We start from the raw sequence: 11,994 nt of genomic DNA on the forward strand, positions 1-11,994 counted from the left end.
GTCGAGCGGGAAAGACCTGCCGTCGCTCGCCCTCGGCTGCCCCAAACAGGTAACACCGTCGCGCGCCCACGAAGGGTATGCACACGCTCGTCACCGGTGCCACGGGCTTCGTCGGTGGCCGCCTCGTCCCGGCGCTTCTCGACGCCGGCCACGAGGTGACCGTCCTCGTCCGCTCTCCAACGGGATACGACCCGCCCGAGGGAGTCCGCGTCGTCGTCGGTGACCTGCTGGACCCCGACTCGATTGCCGCCGCCGTCAACGGCGTCGACGCCGCGTACTACCTCGTCCACTCCATGTCTGCGCGCGACGACTTCGAGGCCCGGGACCGACAGGCGGCCGCGAACTTCGCCGACGCCGCCAGCGCCGCGGGGGTCGACCGCGTCATCTATCTCGGCGGCCTCGGCGAGGACCGGGACCAACTCTCGGCGCATCTCCGGTCCCGCCGCGAGGTCGAGCGAGTGCTGGCGACCGGCGACTACGCGCTCACGACGCTCCGGGCGGCCATCATCGTCGGCGCCCGGAGCGCCGGCTTCGAGATGGTCGTCCAACTCGCCGCTCGCCTCCCCGTGATGGTGACGCCCCGGTGGGTGCGGACTCCGTGTCAGCCCGTCGCCATCGACGACGTGATTGCCACGCTGGTCGGCGTCCTCGACGTGCCGGAGACGGCCGGCGAGACGTACGACATCGGCGGCCCGGAGGTGCTGACCTACGCCGAGATGCTTCGGCGCACGGGCCGTCACATGGGCCGCGAGCCGATTATCGTCGCCGTGCCGGTGTTGACACCGCGGCTCTCCGCGTACTGGGTCGGCCTGATGACCGACGTTCCTTGGAGCGTCGCCCGCCCCCTGATTGCGGGGTTGAAGAATCCGGTCGTGGTCGACGACGACCGACTGTCGCGGCTGGTTCCCATCGACCCCACTCCCTTCGACGAAGCCGTCCGGCGAGCGTTGACAGCCCGCGAGTCGGCCGGGGTGGCCCCGTGACCGGAACCGGGGACGACCCCGAGCGACGGGCCGCGGCCACCCCGCGGGACGACGGGCATCCAATCTTCGGCGACACGTGGGTCTACGAGAGCCTCGTCCGCGGGATTCCCGGCTTCGGACTCTCGACGCGGCAGGCCATCGGCATCCAGTTGGTCCTCTTCGAGTCGCTCGTGGTCGGTCTCGCGTTCTACTACGGTCTCCCCTCTACCGCCGTCGTCGCGGGCACCGTCGCCGTCGCCGTCGCGACAGGGGGAAGCGTCGCCATGCTCTATATCGGCGCCGCAACGCGTCACCTCGCGCTCCCGGCCGTCCACCGGCGCCTCCTGTTCGGGTCGAGCGTCGAGGTTTTCTTCGGCCTGATGGCCTTCGTCATCACGCTCACGTACCTGTTCACCGGGTCGCCCACGCCGCTCGCGTCGCTGTTCGGGTCGTCGCCCCCGGCACCCGTGGTCTTCGTGACCCTGTTGATTCTCTGGGACCTGTGCTATCGCGTCGGCACCTCGTGGTGGACGGCGATGGTGTCGCTGTGGCGGTCGCTCCGGTTTCGCGTCACGCCCGAGGCCGCCCACCAGTGTCGACGCATCGACGCCGTCAACGTCGGATTCGCGTTCCTCGAACTGGCGCTGTTGCCGTTCGTCGCCACGCACACCGTCGTCGTCGCGGCGTTGCTCGGTCACGTCGCCGCCGTGACCGTCGTCTCGACGGCGGCGGCGCTCCTCCTCGAAACTGAGCGGTAAGTCCGTGGCGAGCGCCGACTCCTACTCCCCTTGCAGCTGCTTGAACTGGTCCAGCAGGGCTTCCGTGGAGTCGCCGGAGTCGTACGAGAGGGTCCCTCGGTACTGCGACCGGTCGTCGTCGAAGTCCGCGTCGACCTGCGCCGTTTTCTGCTCGCGACGTTCGTGCTCGGCTTCGTCATAGGCACCCATTGACATGGTACGTGCTCACTTGGCAGTACCTTGATTTATAGATAACGGGTGGAACGACCCGCAGAGCCCACACGTTTTTGGCCGGTCGCCCGAAGGCGCGTGTATGGCACGGCAACGCAAGCCCGACTGGTTGCGCATGCAACCGCCGTCGGGCCAGCGGTTCACGGAGATAAAGCAGACGCTCCGCGACCGCGACCTCAACACCGTGTGTGAGGAGGCCAACTGTCCGAATCTGGGCGAATGCTGGAGCGGGCGCAACGGACCGGGAACGGCGACGTTCATGCTCATGGGCGACCGCTGTTCGCGGGGCTGTAACTTCTGTGACGTACAGACCGGCGGGATGGAGGCGCTCGACCCCGAGGAACCCGACACCGTCGCCGACGCCGTCGCCGACATCGGACTGGACTACGTCGTCCTGACGAGCGTCGACCGCGACGACCTGCCCGACCAGGGTGCCGACCACTTCGCCCGCACCGTCGAGGCCATCAAGGCCCGCGACCCGAGCGTCCTCGTCGAAGTCCTCGTCCCCGACTTCCAGGGCGACCTCGACTGCGTGGACCGCATCCTCGACGCCGGGCCGGACGTGTTCGCCCACAACGTCGAGACGGTCGAACGCCTCCAGTGGCCCGTCCGCGACCGCCGCGCGGGCTACCACCAGTCGCTCTCGGTCCTCGAACACGCCGCCGATACCAGCGACGCCTACACCAAGACGAGTCTCATGCTCGGCCTCGGCGAGTACGACCACGAACTCTACCGAGCGCTCTCGGACTGCCGGGAGGCGGGCGTCGATATCGTCACCCTCGGCCAGTACCTCCAACCCTCTCGTTCCCATCTCGACGTGTACGACTACGTCCATCCCCACGCCTTCGAGACGTGGCGCCGCGTCGCCGAGGAAGAACTCGACTTCCTCTACTGTGCTAGCGGGCCGATGGTCCGGTCGTCGTACCGCGCGGGCGAACTGTTCGTCGACGCCCTCCTCCGCGACGGGCGGAGCGTCGCCGAGGCACGCCGCGAGGCCCGCGAGGGGACGCACGCGTGACCGTCGAAACGGTCGCACTCCCGGACTTGGGCGAGGGCGTCGCCGAGGGCGAACTCCTCCAGTGGCTGGTCGACGTCGACGAGACGGTGACTGAAGACCAAGTGCTCGCCCAGATGGAGACGGACAAGGCCATCGTCGACCTTCCCGCGCCCCACGACGGCCGGGTGGTCGAGCGCCACGCCGAGGCCGGCGATATGGTCCCGGTCGGCGACCCGGTGGTCTCCATCGACGTCGACGACGACGCCGCGCAGAGCGACACCGACGATACTGCGCCGAGCGACGACGACACTTCAGACCCCGACGAAACGCCACCTCTCGTCCCCGACGGCCGCGTGTTCGCCCCGCCGCGCGTCCGCCGACTCGCCCGCGAACTTGGCGTCGACATCGGTCGCGTCACCGGTACGGGGCCGAACGGTCGCGTCACGGACGCGGACGTGCGGGCGGCGAGCGAGGGCGACGAATCCGCAGACTGCGGCGAGGAATCGACCCACGAGACCGACGAGAGGACGACGCCCCAGACCGACGAGGCGGCGGAATCCACCGCCACGGACGACCGCCCCACCCCACGGACCCCCGCCGACGACGCGACCGACGTGATGCGACCGCGGAGCGACACCGAGGGGCGGACCCACCGCGAATCGGCGTCGGCCGTCGACGCCGCGAGCGAGGTCAAGACGACGGTCGATGCGGGGGCGACTCCCCCAGCGGACGACCGGGACTCCGACGGCCCCACCACCGTCGAGTTCGACCCCGCGAACGCCGCCGTCTCCCAGACGACACACACCGACCACGCGGACGTGACCGACCTCGTCGAACTGACGACCGAACTCGACCCGTACGCCGCGGACGCGGGCGTCGACCTCACGCCGCTTCCCTTCGTGTTGCGCGCCGTGACGCACGCCCTCGCCGAGGTGCCGCGCCTCAACGCCACCCTTGACGATGGCGAGGCCGTCCGCCACGACGACTACCACCTCGGCGTGGCGACGGCGACGGGCGCGGGACTCGCGGTGCCCGTCGTCGAACATGTCGACCAGCTGGACCTCCTCACTCTCGCGTCCGAGACGGCCGCCGCGCTCGACGCTTCGTCGCCCGACTCCGACGCGACTCGCGCGACGTTCACCGTCACGAACACCGGCGCCATCGGCGGGGAGTACGCCACGCCCGCCGTCCGCCCGCCACAGGTGGCGACGCTCGCCCTCGGGCGTCTCCAACCGCGGCCGCGGGTCGTCGACGACGCCATCGTCGTCCGGCACACCCTCCCGCTCTCGCTGTCGGTCGACCACCGCGTCGTCGACGGGGCGACGGCCGCTCGCTTCACCAATCGAGTGCGAGCGTGTCTCTCCGACCCGACGCGCCTGCTCTCGCCGCCGGCGGAGGAACAGTTGCGGTAACCCCGCCATTTAATCACCCTCTCCGTGCAGGGTATCCCCATGACAGTCACTCTTGAGGATATCGAGGCGGCGCGCGCCCGATTCGACGACCCGGACATCGTCCGACAGACGCCAATCGAGACGAACCGTTCGCTCAGCAAGATGTCGGGCGGGGACGTCCACCTGAAGATGGAGCACCTCCAGCGGACTGGCTCGTTCAAGACGCGCGGCGCCTACAACAAACTGAAACAGGAGGCCGAGGACGGCAGCGACAAACACGTCGTCGCCGCCAGCGCCGGCAACCACGCACAGGGCGTCGCCCTCGCGGCCACGACGGTCGGTCTCGACTCGACCATCGTCATGCCGACGAACGCCCCACAGGCCAAAATCGACGCCACCCGGAGCTACGGCGCCTCGGTCGAACTCCACGGTGCGAACTTCGGCGAGGCGATGAGCCACGCACAGGCGATGGCCGAAGAGCCCGGTCGACTGTTCGTCCACGCCTACGACGACCCCGACATCGTCGCCGGACAGGGGACGCTCGGCCTCGAAATCTACGAGCAGGTACCCGACGTCGACACCGTCCTCGTCCCCATCGGCGGCGGCGGCCTCATCGGCGGCATCAGCACGGCGCTGAAGTCGCTCGACGATTCGGTGCGCGTCGTCGGCGTGCAGGCCGAGATGGCCGCGACGGTGCCAGACAGCCTCAACAAGGGCATCCCGGTCGACGAGGACTCGCCCAAGACAATCGCGGACGGCATCGCCACGGGGAGCATCTCCGAACTCACGCTCGGGTTGATAGAGGAACACGTCGACGAGGTGGTGACGGTGAGCGACGACGAAATCGCCCAGAGCATCCTCACGGTGCTCGAACGCGCGAAGCAGCTGATAGAGGGCGCGGGCGGGGCGTCGGTCGCCGCGCTGTTGAGCGACGAAATCGACGTCGAGGGCGAGACGGTCGTCCCCCTGCTCTGTGGCGGCAACATCGACATGTCGATGCTCCAGACGGTGCTGACACACGCCCTGACCGACCGCAGCCAACTCCTCCGCCTGCGCATCCGCATCCGCGACGAACCCGGCGAGATGGGTCGCATCTCGGGCATCATCGGCGACAAGGGGGCGAACATCCGGACGGTCAGACACGACCGCGCTGTCGGCGACCTGCACGTCGGCGACGCCTACCTCGTCTTCCAGGTGCTCACGAGCGGTGAGAGCCACGCCACGAACGTCATCGGCGCCATCGAGGACGCCGGCTACGAAGTCGAGCGCGTCAACTGACGGACGCCAAGAAGTGTGTGCGATTAGTGGATGAGCGGTCGGTTCCTATTATATAACTTAAACGCCCGCACATAGCCTGCGTAATGGTGATGCGTGACACTGTTGCACTCTCTACCGTAACGTGACCGGACACGACGTCCGTGTCAGGCACGAGTCGACTACTATGACCAACGATCACGACCTCACGCGACGAACGTACCTGCGGGCGGCGGCTGCTGGCGCCGCGATGACCGGGGCGGCCGGTTGCCTCGGCGGCGGTGGCGGCGGCGGTAGCGAGGGGAACAGCTGGCGAACACAAGAGCTCGCGACGGTCCCGGCGCCGGGTGACGCTGCACTCTACGAACCCACCGACCAAGACCAGACGGGCGAGACCATCAATCACCTCACCTGGACGGGGTACGACGCCTCGAACGTCCAAGGCCCGTTCCGGGAACAGTTCGACTGCCAGACGCAGTTGGACCTGTTCACGTCGAATCCGAAGGCATTCAACCGGCTCCAGTCCGGCGAGTGGCAGCAGTTCCACCAAGCTACGTTCGACATGGCGTGGATTCCGCGCTTGGCCGAGGCGGGGCTGATTCGGCCCATCGACTACGAGGACTGGAAGCCGTACACCTTCGACCAGTACATCGACCTGTTCAAGAAGGAGAACGGGTACAAGTACGCCTTCGTCAACGAGGACGACTACACCTTCGACATCGACGGCACGATGTACGGCGCGCCCCAGCGGTTCGGGTGGGCCTCGTTCGTCGTCAACACCGACAACGTCTCCGAGGACGCCTACTCCAGCTACGACGCCGCGTGGTCCGACGAGTTCGAGGTCGGCATCTACGACCTGATGTTCTGGGGCATCCAGATTATCATGCTCCGCGAGGGCATCGACCCCTTCAAAGAGCACACCGAAGCCGAAGTCGAACAGGTCCGACAGGCCACCTTCGACCTCTTCGACAACGCGAAGACGCTCCTGCCCGACTTCGCCTCGATGAATCAGGCGATGAAGTCCGGCGAAATCGACATCGGCTTCATCTCCGGCAACTGGATCAACGGGACGCTCCGCCGCGGTGGCAACATGCAGTTCGAGGCCGTCGTCCCGGAGGAGGGGAGCGTCATCTGGGTCGAGACGACAGCCTTCGTCAAGGGCGACCAGCCCACCGTCTCCGACAACTACCTCGCCTACATGCAGCGCGGCGAGAACGCGCTCAAGCTCTCCTGGCCCACCTCGGGTGGGACGAACGTCGTCCCCCACCAGACGGCGTGGGAGAACTACAACGACCGACAGCGCGAAGTGCTTCGCGTCGACGAAGTGCGGGACATCATCGACCGGTCGGTGTTCTACACCGGGATTCCGGATCTGGACAAGTTCGAGCCGATCTGGCGCGAAGCCAAGAGTCGACTCTGAGCGGTCCTCGGCTGCGGCGATTATCAATGTTACAGGCAACCGATCTACGGAAGGAGTATGGCTCGCTCGTCGCCGTCGACGATGTCGACCTCGAAATCGAGACCGGCGAGTTCGCGACCATCGTCGGCCCGTCCGGGAGTGGCAAGAGTACGCTGTTGCACATGCTCGCCGGCCACCTCGAACCCAGCGGCGGGACGATTACGCTCGATGGGGAGGACATCACCGACACGAAACCACAGGAGCGCCCCACCAGCCTCGTCTTTCAGTCGTGGGCGCTGTTCCCCCACATGACCGTCCGGGAGAACATCGAGTTCCCGATTCGGACCACGGGGCGGTCGGTGGATGGGCAGGTGGAAACGCTGCTCGAACAGGTTCAGCTCGACCCCGAGGTGCAGGCGGACAAGCAGGTGTCGGAGCTCTCCGGCGGGCAGCGCCAGCGGGTCGCGCTCGCGCGTTCGCTCGCCTACGACCCCGACATCCTCTTGCTCGACGAACCGCTCGCGTCGCTCGACTACGTCCTGCAAAAACAGCTCCAGCGCGAACTCGCCGACCTGAACGTCGAACTCGACATGACGTTCGTCTACGTCACACACTCGCTGGAAGCGGCGCTCGTGATGAGTGACAAGCTCTTCGTCATCGACGAGGGTGACCTGATTCAGACTGGTCCGCCCGAGGAAATCTACCGCGAACCGAACAACAAGTTCATCGCGGAGTTCATGGGCGACGCCAACGTCTTCGCCGTCGACGTCGTCGACAGCGACGGCGAGACAGTGACGGTCGACAGCGGCGAGTTCGAGGGGTCGGTGACGGTGTCGACACCTATCGACGACGCGCCCGAGTACCTCGTCGTCCGCCACGACGACTGTGTGGTCGAACCGACGCTCCGACGCGCCGTCGGCGCACCCGTCCACGTCGACAACGTTCTCGTCCGCGGCAACACCGTCCTGGTCGAGTGTTCGTCGACCACTACCGACGACGACTACGTCGCCGAGGTGGACTACGACCACTTCGAATCGGTCGACATCGCGGTCGGTGATACCGCGTACATCCAGTGGGAGACCGAGAAATCGATTCTGGTGCCCGAGTGATGTCCGCGCTAGATACGCTCCGCGGCCGGATGGACGCGGTGGCGACGAGTGACAACCCGCTTGCGACGCTCGTCACGCCCCCGTACGTTCTCTTGCTTCCGCTCGCGGTTCTGTTGCTCGTCATGTTCGTCGGCCCGATGGTCGCCATCGTGTTGTTCTCCGTCCAGCCGGGCAACGCCATCTCGCTGAACCCCGGGACGTGGACGGTCGAACACTACGCCGAGATACTCGGCGGCATGGCGAGCGGCGAGGGGGTGTACGGCGACGTCCTCGTCAACACGGCCGCCGTGAGCGCCGTCACCACCGTCGTGACGCTCGTGCTCTCCTACCCGGCGGCCTACGCGCTCGCCCGCAAAATCAAGCGGTACAAGACGGTGTTCTTGCTCGTGCTCATCATCCCCCTGTTCACGAGCGTGAACATCCGGGTGTTCGGATGGGCGCTCTTTCTCGTCAACAACGGCGTCCTCGAAAGCGTCGTCAGCCTGTTCGGCGTGTCGAACTACCCCACGATGATGTACCAGCGGTGGACGATTATCCTCGGGACGACATACGTCTACATGCCGTTCATGCTGTTCCCCATCTACCTGTCTCTCCTCTCCATCGAGGACGAGACTATCGCGGCGGCGCAGGACTTGGGCGCGAACCGGTGGACGCTCTTCCGGCGAATCGTCCTCCCGCTGAGCAAGCCCGGCGTCATCATCGGCTCGCTGTTCGTGTTCATCCTCAGCCTCGGTGCCGACGTGGAGGCACAGATTCTCGGCGGTGGCTCGATTTTCACCATGGCGAGCAACATCAACTACTCGTTCGGGTACAGTCAGAACTGGCCACTCGGTTCCGCACAGGCCGTCGGCCTCCTCATCATCACCGTCGTCTGCGGGGTCATCATTCTGCGGACGATCAATCTGAAGGAAATCGCGTCGCGAGGTGACGCATGAGCGCCGAATCCAGCACGCTGACCGACCGCCTCGGCGCCGGTGCGTGGTACGGCTACGTCGCCCTCGTGGCGCTCTTTTTCCTGACGCCGCTGTTCTCGCTCGTCATCGCCTCCTTCTACGACGGGCGCTTTTTCTCCATCGTCGACTACGAGTTCTCGCTCGACTGGTACCGGGCGGCGCTCGCGTCGGGGAGCATCCGCTCTGCCTTCCTGAACACCGTCCGCATCTCGGTGCCGGTGACGATTCTGAGCACCATCATCGGCACGGGCGGCGCTATCGCGTACACTCGCTACGAGTTCCCGTGGCAAGAGCAGTTCAAACTGCTCGCGCTCCTGCCCATCTTCTTCCCCCTCATCCTCCTCGGTCTCGGGATGTCGATGTGGTCGAGCGTCATCGGCCTCGGCTACGGCATCGTCCCGTCGATAATCGGCGAACTCGTCTGGATTTCGCCCATCGTCATGTTCGTCGTCTCCATCACCGCACTGGGTGTCGACCCCAACATCGAGGAGGCGGCGCGTGACCTCGGCGCCGACACCGTCACGCTCTACCGGGAGGTGACGCTTCCCCTCATCAAGGACGGCGTCGTCTCCGGCGCCATCTTCGCGTTCGTGCTCTCGTGGAACAACTACTACATCGTCTCCTATCTCTCCGGACCGCAGAGCACGATTACGACGTGGATTCACGGCCGGATGACGCAGGGCTTTACGCCCGTCGTCCCCGCCGTAGCGTCGCTTATCTTCTACGTCTCGCTCCTCCTGGTCGTCGCCGCCTTCGTCGTCGAGTTCCGTGACGACGGTGAGTGAGCGACGACCCGATTCTATTACCCGGATATATCCGGCTCGATTGGGCACAACCCGTAAATATGTGGGTAGTCAATTGCCCACAACCACCACAGGGTGTGGCTCGATGCTCGAATACACATTCAGAATCAGACACGAGGGGTGTTGGACCGAGACGGTCGACGACGCGTTCCCGGGCGTCGCGGCGACTATCATCTACTCTTATCGCTTGACTGGGACGAGCATCACGATGATTGAAGCGACGGGAATCGACGAGAGCCGGGTCGACGCGCTGGTGGAGTGGCTTGGCGACCACGAGGTCATGACCTCGGCCCAGTTGGTCAGCTACCACGAGGGGCGGGACACGGCGTTCATCAGCCTCGAGGGCGACTATCGCACCGACACCGAACCCGTGTTGAACGTCCTCCTGCGGAACAACTGCTTCCCGACGATTCCCGCCACCGTCTCCAACGGGCGCGAACACTGGAGCGTCCTCGCCTCCACACGCGAGGAGGTGAGCACGACTCACGAAGAGCTCCGGGCCATCGGCTCCGTCGAGGTTGACGCGCTCCGACAGCCGGAACTCGGCCGACTCCTCACGGGCTTGACGGAGATTAAACAGGCAGTCCAAGACCTCTCGCCCCGGCAGACCGAGGTGCTCGCCCGCGCTATCGAACACGGCTACTACGACTCGCCCCGCGGCTGCAACATCGAAGAACTCGCGGCGATGGATTCGGCGAACACCTCGACGGTCGGCGAACACCTCCGTCGCTCGGAAGCGAAGATTCTGGAGGCGGTCGGGTCGATGCTGACCCAGACCTAGAACTCGTCGCTGTACTCCGCTCGCTCCCACTCCGTGACCGAATCCATGTAGCGGTCGAACTCGTCGCGTTTGAGCTTCAGGAACTCCTCGACCAGCGGCTCACCGAGCGCTTCCGTCAGCACCTCGTCGGCCTCCAGTTCGTCCAGCGCCGCCCAGAGGGTTCGAGGGAGCCTGTCGTAGTCCTCCTCGTAGGCGTTGGCGAGCGTCGGCTCGCCCGGGTCGGTCTCGTTTCGAATCCCGTCCAGCCCCGCCGCGAGCGTCGCCGCCAGCCCTAGGTAGGGGTTGCACGACGAGTCGGGTACTCGGTGTTCGACTCGGGCCGCCGACCCGAGTTCCGGCGGGATGCGGAGGACCGTCGAGCGGTTGTCCGGTCCCCACGCGACGTTGACGGGCGCCCAGATACCCGGCAGGAGGCGACGGTAGGAGTTCACCGTCGGCGCACAGAGCGCGGTGAGCGCCTGCATGTGGTCGAGCAAGCCGCCGATGAAGTGGTGAGCCGTCTCGGAGAGGCCTGAGTCTCCCTCCGGGTGCTTTCCCGCCGGGAACTGCAGGTTCCCCGTCTCGCTGGCGAACAGGTTCTCCCCGACCGACTCGTCCCAGAGACTGAGGTGGAAGTGCAGGCCGTTGGCGTCTTCGCCCGAGTAGGGGCGGGGCATGAACGACGCTCGATAGCCGCGCTCGCGGGCGATGGCCTTCGCAGCGTGCCGGAAGAACATGAGCGAGTCCGCGGTGGTGAGGGCGTCGTCGTACTGGACGTTCACCTCGAACTGACCGGGTTGGGACTCCTGATGGACGCCGAGCATCGACGCGCCCGCCGTCTCCATCGCGTCCGACCACGCTCGAACGATGCCGTCCGCGCCGTCGAGTGCCGTCATGTCGTACGAGCACCGGGTGTTGTAGGGCTCCCAGTCGCCCTCGCCGTCGGGTTTGAGCAGGGAGAACTCGGCTTCGACGCCGGCGAGGGGGACGAACCCTTCGTCGCGCACATCGTCGACGACGCGGCGGAGCGCGCTCCGCGAACAGAGGTCGAACGCCGAGCCGTCGACGTTCGTCAGATTCGAGAAGACGGCGGCGGTGTCGTCGGTCCACGTAATCTCGCGCAGCGAGTCGGGGTCCGCGACGGCCAGCATGTCGCCCCCTTCCGCCCCGTAGCGCGGGTCGTCGAGCAGTCCCGGTTCCAGCGTGAGCTCCGCGACGCCGTTGGCGAAGCCGACGCCCTCGTCGACGGCCGCTTCGTACTCGCTCGCCGGTAACGAGATGCCGCGCGCGACGCCGTTCAGGTCCGTCCAGACCAGTCGAACCCGGTCGTATTCGGTCATTGCAATAGTATACCAACCACGCTACCTCCTGATAGCGATTCACCCGTGTACTTACGAG

General features: G+C 66.2%; 12 protein-coding genes. 10 read left to right on the top strand and 2 right to left on the bottom strand.

Features of this window, described 5'->3' with window-relative positions; genetic code table 11:
- The first annotated feature begins 77 nt into the window (after positions 1 to 77).
- Positions 78 to 983, top strand: a complete 906-nt coding sequence (locus BLU18_RS10790) for an NAD(P)H-binding protein (protein WP_092634906.1) — start codon at positions 78 to 80, stop codon at positions 981 to 983.
- 62 nt (positions 984 to 1,045) lie between these two features.
- Positions 1,046 to 1,720, top strand: a complete 675-nt coding sequence (locus tag BLU18_RS10795; protein ID WP_092635329.1) for a DUF7530 family protein — start codon at positions 1,046 to 1,048, stop codon at positions 1,718 to 1,720.
- A gap of 21 nt (positions 1,721 to 1,741) precedes the next feature.
- Here BLU18_RS10795 and BLU18_RS14925 read toward each other — a convergent pair whose 3' ends face one another.
- Positions 1,742 to 1,915 carry a DUF5786 family protein gene (locus BLU18_RS14925; RefSeq protein WP_394327339.1) on the bottom strand — a complete coding sequence of 58 codons (174 nt, stop codon included), beginning with the start codon at positions 1,913 to 1,915 and terminating at the stop codon, positions 1,742 to 1,744.
- A gap of 97 nt (positions 1,916 to 2,012) precedes the next feature.
- Here BLU18_RS14925 and lipA point away from each other — a divergent pair, with 97 nt between their 5' ends.
- The 8 genes from lipA to BLU18_RS10835 all read left to right on the top strand — a co-directional run bounded on the left by lipA (position 2,013) and on the right by BLU18_RS10835 (position 10,617).
- The gene (gene lipA / locus BLU18_RS10800; RefSeq protein ID WP_092634908.1) at positions 2,013 to 2,948 is read left to right on the top strand and encodes a lipoyl synthase; all 936 of its coding nucleotides are present in this window, start codon (positions 2,013 to 2,015) and stop codon (positions 2,946 to 2,948) included.
- On the top strand, positions 2,945 to 4,339 hold the full coding sequence (locus BLU18_RS10805; RefSeq protein WP_092634910.1) for a dihydrolipoamide acetyltransferase family protein: 1,395 nt from the start codon (positions 2,945 to 2,947) through the stop codon (positions 4,337 to 4,339). The genes lipA and BLU18_RS10805 overlap by 4 nt, the downstream gene beginning before the upstream one ends.
- Positions 4,340 to 4,378: 39 nt before the next feature.
- Positions 4,379 to 5,596 (top strand): threonine ammonia-lyase, encoded by a 1,218-nt coding sequence (ilvA, locus tag BLU18_RS10810; protein WP_092634912.1) that lies wholly within the window; start codon positions 4,379 to 4,381, stop codon positions 5,594 to 5,596.
- 163 nt (positions 5,597 to 5,759) lie between these two features.
- Positions 5,760 to 6,992, top strand: coding sequence for an ABC transporter substrate-binding protein (locus tag BLU18_RS10815; RefSeq protein ID WP_092634914.1), 1,233 nt, complete (start codon positions 5,760 to 5,762; stop codon positions 6,990 to 6,992).
- A gap of 26 nt (positions 6,993 to 7,018) precedes the next feature.
- Positions 7,019 to 8,080 (top strand): ABC transporter ATP-binding protein, encoded by a 1,062-nt coding sequence (locus BLU18_RS10820; protein WP_092634916.1) that lies wholly within the window; start codon positions 7,019 to 7,021, stop codon positions 8,078 to 8,080.
- Positions 8,080 to 9,015 (top strand): ABC transporter permease, encoded by a 936-nt coding sequence (locus BLU18_RS10825; protein WP_092634918.1) that lies wholly within the window; start codon positions 8,080 to 8,082, stop codon positions 9,013 to 9,015. The genes BLU18_RS10820 and BLU18_RS10825 overlap by 1 nt, the downstream gene beginning before the upstream one ends.
- Positions 9,012 to 9,818 carry an ABC transporter permease gene (locus BLU18_RS10830; protein WP_092634920.1) on the top strand — a complete coding sequence of 269 codons (807 nt, stop codon included), beginning with the start codon at positions 9,012 to 9,014 and terminating at the stop codon, positions 9,816 to 9,818. Before BLU18_RS10825 ends, BLU18_RS10830 begins: the two co-directional genes overlap by 4 nt.
- 103 nt (positions 9,819 to 9,921) lie before the next feature.
- Complete coding sequence (locus BLU18_RS10835) at positions 9,922 to 10,617, top strand: helix-turn-helix domain-containing protein (RefSeq protein ID WP_092634921.1); 696 nt, start codon at positions 9,922 to 9,924, stop codon at positions 10,615 to 10,617.
- Here BLU18_RS10835 and BLU18_RS10840 read toward each other — a convergent pair.
- Positions 10,614 to 11,936 carry a glutamine synthetase family protein gene (locus tag BLU18_RS10840; protein WP_092634924.1) on the bottom strand — a complete coding sequence of 441 codons (1,323 nt, stop codon included), beginning with the start codon at positions 11,934 to 11,936 and terminating at the stop codon, positions 10,614 to 10,616. The two genes, BLU18_RS10835 and BLU18_RS10840, sit on opposite strands and share 4 nt — an antisense overlap.
- Positions 11,937 to 11,994: the final 58 nt, after the last annotated feature.

The organism is Haloplanus vescus, assembly GCF_900107665.1.
In the GTDB taxonomy this organism is placed as follows: domain Archaea; phylum Halobacteriota; class Halobacteria; order Halobacteriales; family Haloferacaceae; genus Haloplanus; species Haloplanus vescus.